Source organism: Variovorax sp. CF313 (assembly GCF_000282635.1).
GTDB lineage: Bacteria > Pseudomonadota > Gammaproteobacteria > Burkholderiales > Burkholderiaceae_C > Variovorax.
In genome coordinates, this window is sequence record NZ_AKIW01000087.1 from 54409 (window position 1) to 69720 (window position 15312).

Annotated in this window: 17 protein-coding genes; 9 read left to right on the forward strand and 8 right to left on the reverse strand. The window is 66.8% G+C overall.

From position 1 onward, the window contains the following. Positions 1 to 11: 11 nt before the first annotated feature. The 5 genes from moeA to PMI12_RS21585 form a co-directional block, all read right to left on the reverse strand. Complete coding sequence (moeA, locus tag PMI12_RS21565; RefSeq protein WP_007836680.1) at positions 12 to 1325, reverse strand: molybdopterin molybdotransferase MoeA; 1314 nt, start codon at positions 1323 to 1325, stop codon at positions 12 to 14. Beyond that, positions 1322 to 1957: a molybdenum cofactor guanylyltransferase MobA gene (mobA, locus tag PMI12_RS21570; protein WP_042673970.1), complete on the reverse strand. Its 636-nt coding sequence runs from the start codon at positions 1955 to 1957 to the stop codon at positions 1322 to 1324. The genes moeA and mobA overlap by 4 nt, the downstream gene beginning before the upstream one ends. Before the next feature lie 14 nt (positions 1958 to 1971). Then, entirely contained in the window at positions 1972 to 3123 is a 1152-nt protein-coding gene (gene moaA / locus PMI12_RS21575; RefSeq protein WP_007836684.1) for a GTP 3',8-cyclase MoaA, read from the reverse strand. A gap of 137 nt (positions 3124 to 3260) precedes the next feature. Continuing rightward, on the reverse strand, positions 3261 to 4694 hold the full coding sequence (locus PMI12_RS21580) for an aldehyde dehydrogenase family protein (RefSeq protein WP_042673975.1): 1434 nt from the start codon (positions 4692 to 4694) through the stop codon (positions 3261 to 3263). A gap of 53 nt (positions 4695 to 4747) precedes the next feature. Next, positions 4748 to 5302, reverse strand: a complete 555-nt coding sequence (locus tag PMI12_RS21585; protein WP_007836688.1) for a peroxiredoxin — start codon at positions 5300 to 5302, stop codon at positions 4748 to 4750. Between the two features lie 143 nt (positions 5303 to 5445). Between PMI12_RS21585 and PMI12_RS21590 the strand changes: the two genes are divergently transcribed. The 8 genes from PMI12_RS21590 (at position 5446) to PMI12_RS21625 (ending at position 12990) form a co-directional block, all read left to right on the forward strand. After that, positions 5446 to 7020 (forward strand): phospholipase D family protein, encoded by a 1575-nt coding sequence (locus PMI12_RS21590; protein ID WP_007836694.1) that lies wholly within the window; start codon positions 5446 to 5448, stop codon positions 7018 to 7020. A gap of 9 nt (positions 7021 to 7029) precedes the next feature. Continuing rightward, entirely contained in the window at positions 7030 to 7803 is a 774-nt protein-coding gene (locus PMI12_RS21595) for a sterol desaturase family protein (protein WP_007836695.1), read from the forward strand. Continuing rightward, positions 7784 to 8725, forward strand: a complete 942-nt coding sequence (locus tag PMI12_RS21600; RefSeq protein WP_042673965.1) for a fatty acid desaturase — start codon at positions 7784 to 7786, stop codon at positions 8723 to 8725. Before PMI12_RS21595 ends, PMI12_RS21600 begins: the two co-directional genes overlap by 20 nt. Positions 8726 to 8728: 3 nt before the next feature. Further along, a complete protein-coding gene (locus tag PMI12_RS21605) occupies positions 8729 to 10651 on the forward strand; it encodes a StlD/DarB family beta-ketosynthase (protein ID WP_007836699.1) in 1923 nt (640 codons plus the stop codon). Then, positions 10635 to 11546 (forward strand): DUF6999 family protein, encoded by a 912-nt coding sequence (locus PMI12_RS21610; RefSeq protein WP_007836704.1) that lies wholly within the window; start codon positions 10635 to 10637, stop codon positions 11544 to 11546. The genes PMI12_RS21605 and PMI12_RS21610 overlap by 17 nt, the downstream gene beginning before the upstream one ends. Positions 11547 to 11563: 17 nt before the next feature. Continuing rightward, complete coding sequence (locus PMI12_RS21615; protein WP_007836706.1) at positions 11564 to 11935, forward strand: hypothetical protein; 372 nt, start codon at positions 11564 to 11566, stop codon at positions 11933 to 11935. Then, the gene (locus tag PMI12_RS21620) at positions 11922 to 12152 is read left to right on the forward strand and encodes a hypothetical protein (RefSeq protein WP_007836713.1); all 231 of its coding nucleotides are present in this window, start codon (positions 11922 to 11924) and stop codon (positions 12150 to 12152) included. Before PMI12_RS21615 ends, PMI12_RS21620 begins: the two co-directional genes overlap by 14 nt. Positions 12153 to 12402: 250 nt before the next feature. Further along, entirely contained in the window at positions 12403 to 12990 is a 588-nt protein-coding gene (locus PMI12_RS21625; protein ID WP_007836715.1) for a hypothetical protein, read from the forward strand. A gap of 13 nt (positions 12991 to 13003) precedes the next feature. Here the strand turns inward: PMI12_RS21625 and PMI12_RS21630 are convergent, their stop codons facing one another. Further along, the gene (locus PMI12_RS21630; RefSeq protein WP_007836716.1) at positions 13004 to 13846 is read right to left on the reverse strand and encodes a metal-dependent hydrolase; all 843 of its coding nucleotides are present in this window, start codon (positions 13844 to 13846) and stop codon (positions 13004 to 13006) included. A 125-nt stretch (positions 13847 to 13971) separates the two neighbouring features. Here PMI12_RS21630 and PMI12_RS21635 point away from each other — a divergent pair, with 125 nt between their 5' ends. After that, positions 13972 to 14601, forward strand: coding sequence for a TetR/AcrR family transcriptional regulator (locus PMI12_RS21635; RefSeq protein WP_007836717.1), 630 nt, complete (start codon positions 13972 to 13974; stop codon positions 14599 to 14601). 10 nt (positions 14602 to 14611) lie between these two features. Here PMI12_RS21635 and PMI12_RS21640 read toward each other — a convergent pair whose 3' ends face one another. Together PMI12_RS21640 and PMI12_RS21645 are read right to left on the reverse strand one after the other, a co-directional pair. Beyond that, the gene (locus PMI12_RS21640; protein ID WP_007836718.1) at positions 14612 to 14980 is read right to left on the reverse strand and encodes a nuclear transport factor 2 family protein; all 369 of its coding nucleotides are present in this window, start codon (positions 14978 to 14980) and stop codon (positions 14612 to 14614) included. A 1-nt stretch (position 14981) separates the two neighbouring features. Beyond that, a partial coding sequence (locus tag PMI12_RS21645; protein WP_007836719.1) for an OmpA family protein occupies positions 14982 to 15312 on the reverse strand: 331 nt, incomplete at its 5' end.

The window sequence follows — 15312 nt, forward strand, 5'->3', positions numbered from 1 at the left end:
GTTCGGGGCGCCTAGATGTTGCCGTCGAACATCATCACGTCGACTTCGCCGCCCGCCGCGACATTGCCCTGATCGTGGTGCAGCACCACGAGCCCGTTGGCTTCGACCATCGAGCTGAGCACCCCTGAGCCCTGGTGGCTCGCGACGCACACCTCAGGCAACGCGTCCGGCGTGGTCTTCACGAAGCCGCGCTGGTATTCGGTGCGGCCCGGCTTTTTGCGGATCGGGCCTGTGCAGCGCGCTCGCAGCAAGGGCGGTGGCGCGGCTGCCGCGTCGTGGCAGCCCATCAGGCGCAGCAGCGCCGGCCGCACGAAGGCCAGGAAGGTCACCATCACGGCCACCGGATTGCCCGGCAGTCCGAACAGCACCGCTGGCTGCGGCGACGCCTCGCGCGGGATCAACCCCACCGCCAGCGGCCGGCCCGGGCGCATGGCCACGCGCCAGAACGCCATGTCGCCCAGTTGCTGCATCACGTCGCGCGTGTGGTCGGCCGCACCGGCGCTGACACCGCCGCTGGTGACGATGGCATCGGCCTCGCGCGCGGCGCGCCGCAATGCGGCGGCGAGCGTGGCCGGATCGTCGCGCACGAGGCCGAGGTCGATCACCTCGCAGCCCAGCCGCGCGAGCATGCCGAACACGGTGTAGCGATTGCTGTCGTACACGGCGCCTTCGCGCGGCGCGTCGCCGAGGCTCAGGATCTCGTCGCCGGTCGAGAAGTAGGCCACCCGCAGCCGCCGCATCGCAGGCACGTCCGGCAGGCCGAGGCTCGCGACCATGCCGAGCGCGGCGGGCGACAGGCGTTCGCCCTTGCGCAGCGCGGTCTGGCCCTGCATCAGGTCTTCGCCCGCAAGGCGGCGGTTGTCGCCGCGGCGCAGCACCCTGGCCGGGAAACACACGCGGTCGCCATCGACCTTGCAGAACTCCTGCGGCACGACGGTGTCGAGGCCCGCCGGCATCATGGCGCCGGTCATGATGCGCACCGCATCGCCTGGACCCAGCGTGCCACGCCAGGCGCCGCCGGCCAGCGCCGTTCCCGCCACGCGCAGCGTGACCGAGACGTCGATGGGCGCGTCTCGCGGCAGCACCGCGCCGTCGAAGGCGTAGCCGTCCATGGCGGAGTTGTCGTGCGGCGGCACGCTGATGGGCGAGACGATGTCTTCGGCCAGCACGCGGCCGAGCGCGTCGAGCAAGGAGACGGTCTCCCGTTGCGTGACGACCGCCGAGGCCGTGAGTTGCGAGAGAAAAGCGTGGACGGCCTCGACGCTCAGGTCGACGGCAGCGTCGTAGCCCGAAAGGGCGGAGGCGATGTCTGCGATGCGGCTCATCGGTTTTCGAGGGCGTGCAGTTCGGCCAGGGTGTTGGCGTTGAAGAAAGCGTCGGGCGCGTCGCCGGGGCGGTTGAAGGGCACGTGCACTGTGCGGTGCTGTGCGGTCCATGCGTGGACCTTGCGGCCGCCGGCTTCGGTGTAGCGTCGCAGGCTCTCGCGCAGTTCGGCGCGCAGCAGGCAGAAGACGGGTTGGAGGCGCAGCACCACCTCGCCTTCGGAGATTTCGGGTGCGTTGACCATCGCGATCTCTGCATTTTCGGCGGCCACCGCTTCGGCGAGCCGGACGGCGAGGTCTGGCGGAAATAGCGGTGTGTCGCAAGGTACGGTCAACAGCCAGGGTGTCGTGCAGTGCTCCAACCCGGTGAGAAAGCCCGCGAGCGGCCCCGGATAGTCCGCGAGGCTGTCGGGCCACACCGGCACGCCGAAGGCTTCGTAGTCGGCGAGGTTGCGGTTGGCATTGACGATGAGCTGGCCGACCTGCGACCCCAGCCGCCGGATCGCATGCAGAGCCAGCGGCTCGCCGTTGAAAAGCTGCAGTCCCTTGTCGACCCCGCCCATGCGAGAGCCGCGTCCGCCGGCCAGCAGAAGCCCCGTGATGTCGGCGGCCGCGATGAAGGCGTGCGCGGGCATGGCGGGCGCCTGCGTCATCCGCCGATGTAGCTCATCTCGACGCGGCGCGGCGCCTTGCCGCCGGCATCGCCGCTGTCGTTGTCAGGCCCACGCAGGGCGCGCAGCTCGGAGTAGCGGTCGGCACGGCCCTGCCAAATGTGGCCGATGGCCGAGGCGATGTCGTCGTCGCTGGCGGTGCCGCGCAGCAGCGGGCGCAGGTCGTGGCCGGCGCTGGCGAAGAGGCAGAGGTACAGCTTGCCTTCGGTCGACAGGCGCGCGCGGCTGCAGTCGTGGCAGAAGGCCTGCGTGACGCTGCTGATCACGCCGATCTCGCCGCTGCCGTCGGCATAGGCCCAGCGCTGGGCGGTCTCGCCGGGCGTGGCGGCTTCCAGCGGCACCAGCGGAAATTCGGCATGGATGCGAGCGATGACGTCGGCCGAGGGCAGCACCTCGTCCATGCGCCAGCCGTTGGTGGCGCCCACATCCATGTATTCGATGAAGCGCAGCACCACCTTGCCGCCGTGGTGCGTGCGGAAGTAGCGGGCCATCGGCAGTATTTCCTGCTCGTTGGTACCGCGCTTGACGACCATGTTGACCTTGATGGGGCCGAGGCCGGCGGCCAGCGCCGCGTCGATGCCGGCGAGCACATCGGCCACCGGAAAGTCGACGTCGTTCATGTGGCGGAACACGGCGTCGTCGAGGCTGTCGAGGCTCACGGTCACGCGCTGCAGGCCTGCAGCCCGCAGCCCGGCGGCCTTGCGCGCGAGCAACGAGCCGTTGGTGGTGAGCGTCAGCGCCAGCGGCTCGCCGGAGGGCGAGCGGATCCCGGCGAGTTGTTCGATGAGGCCTTCGATGTTCTTGCGCAGCAGCGGCTCGCCGCCGGTCAGGCGGATCTTGCGCACGCCGTGCGCAGCGAACAGGCGGGCCAGCCGCGTCATTTCTTCAAAACTCAGCAGCGCGCTGTGCGGCAGGTACTTGTAGTCCTTGTCGAACACGTCCTTCGGCATGCAGTAGCTGCAGCGAAAGTTGCACCGGTCGGTCACGCTGATGCGCAGGTCGGTCATGGGCCGGCCGAGGCGGTCGAGCAGCACCCCCGTGGCGGGCACGGCGACCTCCGGCACGGCCACGGCGGGACGTGCGCGGCCGATCGTGGAGATCGGAATGACGGTATTGCTGCTGTTTTTCATGAAGCGGGTCCGATTTTGCGCCACGGCCCAAGGGCCTGTGAACCTCAGGCTACTTGATCGCCGCCGCGTAAACCATGTCCCAGGTCAATGTTCTGGAATGCGCTCTGTTTGGGCGGCTGCCGGGCCGGCCCTTGGCCTCAGCCGTGCTTGACGGCGACGGTCTTGAGCGTGGTGAAGCCGTAGAGGGCCTCGAAACCCTTCTCGCGGCCGTAGCCCGAGGACTTCACGCCGCCGAACGGCAGCTCGACGCCCCCGCCCGCGCCATAGTTGTTGATGAACACCTGGCCGCTCCTCACGCGCCTGGCCATGCGGAACTGGCGCGATCCGTCGGTGGTCCACACGCCGGCGACCAGGCCGAACTGCGTGGCGTTGGCAAGCGCCACGGCTTCGTCTTCGTCGGCGAAGGCCATGGCCGCCAGCACCGGGCCGAACACCTCTTCCTGTGCGAGCCGGTGATTCACCGGCACGTCGCGCAGCAGGGTGGGCGCCTGGTAGAAGCCGGTTTCGGGCGCTTCGTCGACCACGATGCCCTGCGCCACCATCGGGATGCCGGCATGTTGCGCATCGCTCAAGAAGTCCCACACGCGCTGCTGCTGCGTCTGGCGGATCAGCGGGCCCACGTCGAGGTCCATGGCCGCGGGGCCGACGCGCAGCGCCTCGAAAGCGTGGCCCAGGCGCTCCAGCAGCGGTTCGTAGACGTCGCGCTGGATCAGCACCCGCGAGCCGGCTGAGCAGGTCTGCCCGGCGTTCTGCACGATGGCATTGATGACCACGGGAATGGCTGCGTCCAGGTCAGCGTCCGCGAAGATGATCTGCGGACTCTTGCCGCCCAGCTCCAGCGTGACCGGGCAGTGCCGCTCGGCCGCTACCTGCTGGATCAGCGTGCCGATCTTCGGGCTGCCGGTGAAGCTGATGTGGTCGATGCCCTCGTGCCGAGCGAGCGCGTCCCCCACTTCATGGCCGTAGCCCGTCACGATATTGAGCGTGCCGGCCGGAAAACCGACTTCGGCCGCGAGCTGCGCCACGCGGATCAGCGAGAGGCAGGCGTCTTCGGCCGGCTTGACCACGCACACGTTGCCAGCCGCCAGGGCGCCGCCCACGCTGCGCCCGAAGATCTGCATCGGGTAGTTCCACGGAATGATGTGGCCGGTGACGCCGTGCGGCTCGCGCCAGGTGAAGACGCTGTAGCCGTCCTGGTAGGGGATGGTCTCGCCGTGCAGCTTGTCGCAGGCGCCGGCATAGAACTCGAAATAGCGAACCAGTGCCACAGCGTCGGCGCGCGCCTGCTTCACCGGCTTGCCGCAGTCGCGCTGCTCGATCAGCGCGAGCTCGTCGACGTGCCCGGCGATCTTCTGCGAGAGCTTGTAGAGCAGGCGGCTGCGGTCGGCTGCGCTAACCTTGTGCCAGACACCCTCGAAGCAGTCGCGTGCGGCGCGCACGGCGGAATCGATATCGGCCGCGTTGCTGCGCTGGATTTCGTCGAAAACCTGGCCGTCGGAAGGGTCGATGACCGGCAGGGTGCGGCCGGAGGAGGACGGGACGTGCGCGTTGGCGATGTAGTTGAGCTGCATGGGCGGATTTTGCGCGAAGCGCGCGAATCCCATGGCCCTGCGGCCCGCAATCCTTACTTGGCCGCGCCGGCCTTTGGCAGCGCCTTCACCGCATTCAGCGTGCGCTCCACATGCTTGTCCGGATTCAGGTTCTGGTAGTAGTAGGCGACCTTGCCGTCCGGCGAGATCACGTACGACAGGCGGTTGGCGAAGTCGGGCCGCGTCTGCATCAGCGCGTCGAAACCCTGGATCACGGTCTTGCCCTCGTCCGACGCCACCGGAAAGCGGCTCTGGCAGGACTTGACCGAGAACTTCGACAAGGTGCCGATGTCGTCCGCCGAAACGCCGATCACGCTGGCGCCCAGTGCGGCGAACTGGTCCACGGCCTCGGCGAAGGCGTGGGCCTCGATCGAGCAGTCGTTGGAATCGGCCGCAGGAAAGAAGTACAGCACCACCGGCCCCTTGGCGAGAGCGTCGGCCAGCGAGTAGCGGAAGGTCTTGCCGCCCAGGGCCGCGGTGGCGGTGAACCTGGGGACGGGGTCGCCGATGTCTAGCGCGGCCCAGGCGGGATGCGCCAGGGCTGAAAAAACCGTCATCCAGGCGATGCGATGGAGGTGCGAACGGGCCATGATGTAACTCCGCAGCGATGTGGGTCGAATTCTAGGCCGGGCGTCCCCAAAAGGGGCCCTTGAAACCGGTGCAGGCCGGCCCGCGTATTGAGCAGAACAATTGAAGAAACGACGGGGAAGAACCACGCCATGGAAGCACCATCATGAACGCCTGCCTCTTGCTTCTGCGCCTCGCGCTCGCTGGCGCCCTGATCGCGGCACTCGGCGCCTGCGGTTCGCTGCCGCCGGCACGGGAACGGCCCGCCGAATTTGCCGCCTCCGCCGACCCGTCGACCACGCTCGCGAAGATTGCCGCCGCATCCACGCCGCCCGGCGAGCACTCGGGCTTCCGGCTGATGCCGCTGGGCGTGTACTCGCTCGACGCGCGCATCCAACTCGCCCAGCGGGCCCAGCGCTCGCTGGTGGTGCAGTATTACCAGCTCGAGAACGACGCCGTCGGCCGCCTGCTGCTGCGCACGCTGCGCGAGGCGGCGATGCGCGGCGTGAAGGTGCGGGTGCTGGTGGACGACCTGTATACCGTCAAGAGCCAGCAGCTGCTGCTGGCGCTGTCGGAGACGCCCAACGTGGACGTGCGCCTCTTCAACCCGTTCTGCTGCGGGCGCAACGGCTTCCTGTCGCGCTTCGCGGCGTCGCCGTGGGAGATTTCGCGGCTCAACCACCGCATGCACAACAAGCTCTTCATCGCCGACGGCGTGATGGCGGTGGTGGGCGGGCGCAACATCGCCGAAGAGTATTTCGTGCTGAGCGAGGCGCAGAACTTCATCGACATGGATGCGCTGGTGATCGGCAAGGTGGTGCCGCAGCTCGAATCGATCTTCGACGCCTACTGGAACAGCGTGCAGGTCTGGCCGATTGCCGACATCGTGACGGGCGAGCGCGGCCGCAGGCCGAACGGCGCCGATTTCGACAGTTGGGTGGGCATGGCCGCGCCACCACCGAAGATCGTGCTGCCACCGTCCGACATCCTCGGCTACGGGCCCATTGCCGAGGAGCTCGACGGCGGCCGCATGGGCCTGCTGTGGGGCGAAGCCCGCGCCATCGCCGACCCGCCCACCAAGCCCGCGACCATGTCCGCCGACGAGGCCATCGCCACCAGCGTGACGATGAAGGTCTGGGCGCTGCTGCTCGACGCCCAGAGCGAGGTCGACCTGACCTCGCCCTACCTGGTGCCGGGCGAGCGCGGCATGGAGGCGTTCCAGGACCTGGGCCGGCGCAAGGTCAAGCTCACGCTGCTGACCAACTCGCTGGCCGCAAACGACGAGCCGCTGGTGCACACCGGCTATGCGCGCTACCGCCAGCGGCTGCTCGAAAGCGGCGCCGACCTCTACGAACTGAGCCCGCAGCGTACCAGCGCGGGCGAGCGCTTCGGCATGTTTGGCAAGTCGCTGGGGCGGCTGCACTCCAAGACCGCTGCGATCGACAGGACGCGCATCTTCATCGGCTCGATGAATCTCGACCCGCGCTCGGCCAGCCAGAACACCGAGATGGGGGTGGTGGTCGACAGCCCGCAACTGGCGCGCGAGATGTTGCGCGTCATCAACATCAGCAAGCTGCAGAATTCCTACCGGCTGCGGCTGGCCAAGGACACCGGCACGCTGCAATGGCTGACGAACGACGGCGAGAAAGAGATGATCCTGACCTCGGAGCCGGAGTCGGGCTTCTTCCAGCGCTTCTACAACATGCTCATCGCGCCGATCGTTCCCGAGATGCTGTTGTAGCCTCGGGGGATGGCGCAGACCTTCACCTCGTTGTCCGCCCCGCAGGTCATGCTGTGGGGCGTGCTTTTTTTCGGCGGCATCTATCTCTGTTTTGGCGGCCTCACGTGGCTGCTGACGAAGCGCGCGCTGCCGGCGCTGGGCATCGGGCGCGAACTCGATCCGCGGCCGCTGCAGCCGGGGCAGCTGCGGCGCGAACTGGGGCAGTCGGGGGTGTCGGTGTTGATCTTCGGGCTGGGCATGGTGTTTCCATGGGGGCTGCTGCAGCTGGGCTGGGCGCGGCTCGACGGCGATGCGGGTTGGCGGCAAGTCGCGGTCGAGATCCTCGCGCTCGCCTTTTGGAACGACGTGCATTTCTGGATCAATCACCGGCTTTTGCATACGCGCTGGCTGCGGCGCTTTCACGGGCCGCATCACCGCTCGTTCGTGACCACCCCGTGGGCCACCTACAGCTTTCACCCCGTCGAGGCGCTGATGCTCGGCAACGTGATCCTACTGCCGATGGTGGTGCACGACTTCAGCTTCTGGTCGCTCGCGGCGGTGCCGGTGTTCAGCCTGTTCTTCAACTGCATCGGGCATTCGAACTACGACTTCTTCACGGGCGTGTCGTACAGCCACTGGTTCGCGGCGAGCCGCCGGCACCATCTGCACCATGCCGTGCACAACGGCAACTACGGTTTTCAATTCACGTTCATGGACCGGCTGTTCGGAACGCGCGTCGCGGCCGATGCAGCCGAGCCGGTTCTCCAGGCCTTCCGCAAGAAGCATGGCGCGACCACGGCCTGACGCGAGCCGCCACCTGCCGCGGCTGCGTCACCGGCGCGACTGGCAGAGCCTTGCCTATCTCGTCGCGTTGCCTGGGCTGGCTGCGTGGCAGTGGTTCCATGGCTTCGATGTCCTGCTATATGGGATGACGCTGTTCCTGACGCTCGGCGTCGGCGTGATCCATCACAACCATGTGCATCTGCGCATGTGGCGCGGGCGGGGCATGAACCGGTTGACGGACTTCTGGATCACGTTGCTGCAGGGACACCCGACCTTCGTGTTCTGGCCTGCGCACGTGGCCAACCACCATCGCCACCGGCATGGCTCGAAGGACGTGGCGCGCACCTACCGCTTCGGCGGCGACACCAACCACCTGAGGGGCTACCTTCTGCATCCGTTCCAGGCGGTGTGGGTGTTGATGCCGGTGTTCTTCGCCTGGCTTGCTCGGCTGCGGCTGCATAGGCGAGGCGCGTGGCGCTACTGCATGGCGCAGTACGCGCTGTGGCTGGCCAGCTGGGCGGTGCTGCTGGGGCTCGACTGGCGCAAGGCGCTGGTCTTCGTCATCGTGCCGCAACTGCACGGCCTGCACTGGCTGCTGGCGACCAATTACCTGCAGCATGCCCACGCCGACGGCCGGAAGGCGCCTCGCAAGGAGGCGCAGGGCGATACCCCGGGTAGCCGGCTGAACTACGCGCGCAATTTCGAGGGGCTGGTGAACCCCTTGCTGTTCAACATCGGCCTGCACACCGCACACCACGAAAACCCGCATGCCCATTGGTCCGAGCTCACCCGCCTGCATCGCACGCGCTACCGCGCGCAGGTGGACCCTGCGCTCAACGAGGGCGGGCTGGTGCCGTACATGGTGCGGGTGTTCCTGCTGGGGGCCGTGTGGCCGCGTTTTCGCAGCCGCCCGCTGATGCCTCCCGATTCACCCATCAACTGAACCATGCCCGTCTCATTTCAACGCGTCTACCTCGAAAGCGCCGGCTACTTCATGCCGGGCGAGCCCATTCCCAACGACCGCATGGACGCCTACATCGCGCCGCTCAACCGCATGTCGGAGCGCATCAAGCGGCGCATCCTGGCGGAGAACGGCATCCTCACGCGGCACTACGCCATCGACGAGGAAGGCGTGACCCGCCACACCAATGCGCAACTGGCGGCAGGTGCGATCCGCGACTGCCTGCGGCGGGGCGGCGCGGAGCTGTCGCGCGTGTCGCTGCTGGCCAGCGGCTCGTCGGGCGGCGACACGCTGATGCCAGGCTTTGCCAACATGATCCAGGGCGAGCTGACGGCGCAGCCGATGGAGACGCATTCGGTGCACGGCATCTGCGCGGCGGGCGTGTCGGCGATCCAGACGGCCGCGCAGGGCATCGAGCTGGGGGCGCACCGCTCGGCGGTGGCGGTGGCCAGCGAGATGCCGTCGCGCCTCTTCAAGCGCTCGCGCTTCGCGGCGCGCGGCTACGAGACAGACTTCGACTCTCACTTCCTGCGCTGGATGCTGTCCGATGGCGCGGGCGCCTTGCTGCTGTCCGACGGTACGCCCGCACTGGCCGGTGCACCGGGGTTGCGGCTGAAGCTGAAGTGGGTGCACCAGCGCGCCTTCTCGGGCGACTACCCGGTGTGCATGCAGCTCGGGCTGACCGAAGACCGGGCACGCGGCCACCTCGATTTCGGTTCCTGGGCCGAGGCCGAAGCTGCCGGCGCGCTGTCGCTGCGCCAGGACATCCGTCTGCTGCCGCACCTGTTCGACATCGGCATCCACGAGTACGCGGGTCTCGTGCGCGACGGCTGGGTCGATCCGAAGCGGGTCGATCACTTTCTCTGCCACTACTCGTCGGAAAAATTCATCCCGGTGGTCGAGGACCTGATGGCCAAGGCCGACCTGTCGATCCCGCGAGAGCGCTGGTGGAGCAACCTGGCCTGGCGCGGCAACACCGGGGCCGCGTCGATCCTCGTGATGCTGGCCGAATTCCTGCACACCAAGGCGCTGAAGCCCGGCGAGCAGATCTTCTGCTACGTGCCAGAGTCGGGGCGATTCATGGCGGCGTACATGCTGCTCGAAGTGGAGTCCGTCGATGCCGTGCCGGTGGTTGCCGCACCGCGCGCGGCGGCGGCAGCGGCGCCTGACGACGACCTCGTGATCGCGCCCCCGCACGACCCGGCCGCCGCGCCCGAGGGCCTCGGTGCCTTGTTGACCGAACTGGCCGCCATCTGGCACGACTACCGCTCCCGGGTCTGGCGCACGCCGCTGGTCCGCCAGATCCGCGAGCGCCGCTTTGCCGTGCCCGACTACCTGAACTGGATGGAGCAATGGGTGCCCCAGGTTCGCGAAGGCAGCCTGTGGATGCGCGAAGGCGCCGCCTCGCTGAGCGAGCCGTACCAGATGCTGGCCTCGCTGATCGGCGTGCACGCGGGGGAGGAGCAGAACGACTTCAACATCCTCTTCAGCGACTACCGCAAGGCCGGCGGCATGGTCGAGAACATCGAAGACCTGCGCCGCAACCCCGGCGGCGAGGCGCTCAACGCCTACCTGCATGGCCTGGCCGCCACGCGCGACCCGATCGGATTGCTGGGCGCGATCTACATCATCGAGGGCACGGGCCAGCGCATCGTGCCGGCGCTGCTGCCGCTGCTCAAGTCCGGCCTGAAGCTGCCACCCGATGCCTTCCGCTTCCTCGAATACCACGGTCACAACGACGAGCATCACCTGAGCCGCTGGCTCACGGCGGTCGAGATGGTCATGGCCGTAGAGGGGCACGCGCGCGCCGCCCGACAGATAGCCGACACCGCGCGCCATACGGCCGCGCTGTACCTGATGCAGTTCCAGCACATCACCGAACGCAGGCCCCATGGACCGAACACCTGATTTCCTGACCCAGGCGCACGACGAGCGCGACCCCAGCCCCTGGCTGGCGCTCTACCTCGACCAGAGCACGCCGCTGCCCGACGACGTCAAGGCCGCGTGGCTGGCCGATTCGAGTTCGGCGTCGCGCCAGTACCTGCTGCCGTTCCTGCGGCCGATCGCGCGGCTGACGATCATCCTGATCCAGATCGTGAAGGTGTTCGTGCCGCGCAACTGGTCGCATTCGATGCTGCTGCACCGACTTCTCGCGTGGGGGCTGAAGCGCTTTGTTTCGCCGGAGGCCAATTGGCTGATCCTGCGGCACTTTCACCTGGGCTCGCAGGTGCTGGCCTTCATCGGGCGAAACTCGCCGGCCCCGGTAGCGACGAGCCCGCTGGAGCCGGCCGGCATCGACGCGCTGAAGGACGAGATGTTCCTGAAGCACGACCTGAACCTGTTCAATTTCGTGATCCGGCTGAACAAGGCGCTGCGCGACAAGGGCGTGGCGCTGTGCAAGGCGGAACAGGTCGATTTCTCGATGATCAGGGAGCCCGGCCCGCGGCTGGAAGACATGCCCCAGGGAAAGCTCAATTTTCTCGACCTGCAAAGCGCCATCGAGCTTTTTACGCCGCTTTACCAGCTGATGCTGACGGACAACGATTTCTGGCGTGCCGCCAACTCCCTGCAGCTGGACGAAACCATCGGCATCTACGCGGCCACGATCCTGGCCGCGCCCGAACACCTCATTCTGGTCAACAACAAGCACCCGCTCGTGCCCCTGTCGACACTGCGAGCGGGGCATCGGCTGGTGATCCACGGGCTGTCCACCGAGATGCTGCACAGCCTGCTCCAGCGGATGCAGGCGGCCCAGGAAACCGGGGCGCCAGAGACCTCCCCGTGCGAGCAGCCACTTGCATAGGCGTATGCTGCCCCCAGATGCAAACCATGAACACGACCGATAATCCGTCTCCCAAGACCGATCTGGCAGTGACCCAGGTGTTGGCACAACTGCTGGAAAAGCTTGAACACAGCGCTGTGCCCGTCGGCGCAGAGCAGTACCGTTCCGTGGTCGAACACCTCGTGCATGAGTTCGAGGATGTCGAGCAGGGCGCCGAGCTCGGCCGCCTGCTCGATGCCTATCCGGCCGCGGCCGAGGTGTATGAGAACCTCAACTACCAGTACGCCGGGCTTTGCCGCTCGGCGTTGGACGCTTCCCTGGCGGCTGAAACCAGTGCCCGGGAAGCCATTGCACGCGCGATGCGCCGTGCCGAACCGAATAGCAAGGACAAGACGCATGGCGAAGGGTGAAGTGAAGACGGCAGTGGTGGCGGACGGCCTGCGTTACAAATCGAAGACGCCCGGTTCGCCGTTCCGCGCGTCGGCGTCGTTCAGTGGCGCGACCATGTCGTGCTTCATGTGCGGCAAGCACCGCGTGCGCTCGCAGTTGCGCACCCGCCAGGTGCTGGGCAAGTCCCAGACCGTTTGCGCGCCTTCGTGCAAGGCGCTCGACGAATCCCTTGAGTAGGTATTGACCGAGTCCGTTAGAGACACCCTGCTAGCACATCAGGGAGGCACTTTGGAGACATTTCCGCGTGCATAAGTCACGAATTGGCCTTCCCCATTGCCGCCAATCGTTATACAGTTAGAAACAAATGATGCAAGTGATTGCATGAATTCAAAAGTTCTAATTTGTAGCCGATTTCCAATGAATTGCAGCCACGCCGTCGACGCCCCTCGCGGGACATGGAATTCAACGCTTGCAAAGGGGTTCTGCCATGGCTAAGTCGCGCCACGTGGTCATTCAGGTGGTCAAGCGCTCCTCCGGCAGCGCCACGCACCATGTCGAATTCCTGATGGACGACAACTTCGCCGAGCGCCTGCGCCAATTGCGCTCGCTGGTGCCGCCTCTTGGCAGCCTGAACAAGCAGCGCGACCTCGTGATCGATAAGGTGCGCGTGCGCCTGCCCAACGCCATCTGGCGCTCGGGCAATGAGATCGAGATGGACGGAGGCGTGGACGGCTCCTGTATCGTCATTGCCGCGGAAGGCTCGTTCAATTGCGGCGGCAAGGACCGCAAGACGCGCGAAAAGCTCGTGACGTACAACTTCTCCATCGCGCGCCTGATCGAGCTGCATGCCGAGCGCCCCGAGGGCGAGACCCTCTACATCCGCGACGGCGTTTTCGCCAACGACGAGCCTGCCGAATCGCCGGCCGGCCGCTGGGTCACTTCGATGCACGAGCTGGAAGTGGTGATGCGCGTGCCGGATGCTCCGTCCGATTTCGACACCCTGCACGACCTGGCGCTGCGCCCCGAACACCAGCAGGCCGGCGGCGGTGCGCCGCAACGCGCCAACTTCTACTGAGCTTTCTTGCCGGTCAACCCGCGGCCGCTGCCTCGGGTGTCGCGCCCACGGGTGTGTACTGTGCGCGGTTGTCCTCCAGCCAGCGCACCGAGAGGCTGCTGTCCTGCTGCATCGGATGGAAGTCCGGGCGCAGGTAGCCGCGCCAGCCGGCCAGGTTGCCGCGCAGCAGACCGTCGCGGCTCAGCAGGATGCGCACGGCGCTCTTCCAGGTCGACCATTTCCGCAGCTGCTTTTCGCGGCGCAGGTTGTCGATGGTCTGATGCATCAGGTCGCCCAGGAACATGATCGTGGCGCGGCGGAACCAGCGCTTGCGCCATTCGTCGGAGCCGCCTGCGGCCTTGTAGATGTCGAAGGCCACGCTCTTGTGTTCCAGTTCTTCGGCGCTGTGCCACAGCCACATGGTGCGCAGCCGGGGCTCGGCGCCGTCGAGGATCTCGGGGTGGGCCAGCAGCCATTCGGCGAACAGCGCCGTGAAGTGCTCGGTGGCCGCCGTCACCGCCAGCGCGTGGCGCGAGTCGGCGTCTTCCATCAGCGTCAGGCGCTTGCCCGCGCGCGCCGTCCAGCCATCCACCAGGCCCTGGCTTTCGAGGTGGTTGTTGAAGAGCGAATGAATGCGCCGGTGCGTGGCTTCCTGCCCGATGAAACCGCGCACGTCGGCGCGATGCTTTTCCTGCACTTCCGTCGGCAGCGTGGCGACGGCATCGCGAACCGCGTCGATGAAGAATTGTTCGCCGAAGGGGAAGCTCATCGACAGGGCGTTGAAGAAAGCGGTCGAGAATGCGTCGCCGCCGCACCAGTCGCGGGCAAAGGGCGATTGCAAATCGATCAGAAGGCGGCGGACCACGAGATCAGTCATGAAAAACAAGCCTCGAAAAAAGCACGGAACTGAAATGGTTGGTACATCTTCGTACCGACTTGCCTCCATGGTGCAATCGCAAGTTGGTACTGTCAAGTACCATGGCGTAGGAAAATGTGCCGTTCATGAGTGAAGCCGTCGAAACAGCCGTGCCTTCCAAGTCAGCCGATGGCACCGGAAGCGAGCACTACACGCGCCTGCTGCAAGGCATGGCGCATGCCGTGGCAGCCAAGGGCTACGCCGAAACCACCATTGCCGACATCGTGCGCGAGGCGGCCGTGTCGCGCCGCACCTTCTACGAGCACTTCAGCACCAAGACCGAGTGCCTGATCGCGCTCTACCAAACTGCCAGCCGGCTCGCGCTGCAGGCGGTGAGCGAGGCTTTCGACCCCGCGCAACCGTGGCATGCGCAGGTGGAGCAGGCCATGGCGGCGTATTTCGATTACCTCGCCCAGGACCCGGTGCTGCTGCGCACGCTGTTTGTCGAGATCCTCGGCCTGGGCATGCCGGGCCTCGCGGTGCGGCGCCGGGTGAACGACGAGATCGCCAACTTCATCCAGGTGGCGATCAACAGCAGCGGCGACGCGGAAGGCCTCGCAGTGCATCTGACGAGCCAGATGGCGATGACGGTGGTCGGCGGCATCAATGAACTCGTTCTGCAAGCCATCGAGCAGGATCGCGCTGCGGACCTGCGGGAGCTGGTAGCGCCAGCCACCCGGCTGGTGCGGGCCGTGGCGGCCGAGAGCCGGCGCTAGAAGCCGAGAATCAGCCCGGCTTTCGCTGCGCGGGGTCGTAGAAGAACTGCTCTTCGGCGATGCGCTCGCCCTCCCAGCGCTGCCAGGCGATTTCCTCCATGCGCATGCTGGCGCCACCCTTGAACGTGAACTCGAAGATCCAGTGGATCGCCACATGGTCGCCGTTCACGAGCACCGGACGCACGCAGGTGGAGGTGACGGTTTCGGTGCGATCGAGCACGGCCGTCTCCTGCGCCACCAGCGTGCTGCGGCCGCGCCGTGGCTCGGCCTGGTTCTCGCGCATGGTGGCGTCTTCCGTGTAGTAGTCCTCGATGGCTTTGGCATGCGCGCCGCCTTCGACGGCGGCGATGAAGGATTCGAGTCGTGCGGGTGTGGGCATCTCAGGACTTTATCTTGACCTCGACGCGGCGCGCTTCGGAGGGCGGCCCGTCGGCTTGGGATTGCTCGGGCTTGGCGAGCTCGATCTTGTCTTCGGGCGCACCGGCCGCCTTGAGCGCATCGCTCACGGCCACCGCGCGCTGCTTGGCAAGTTCGGCGTTCTTGGCCGGGTCGCCGCTCGCATCGTGGTAACCGCTCACGAGCACGGTGCTGCCGCTCTGCACGGCCTTGATCACGTCGGTCAGCGCTTCCCTGGCGTTGGGCGCCACTTCGGCGCTGGCGCTCGCGAAGTAGAACTTGACCACGCCGTTCTCGACCTTCACGGCGGCGGCT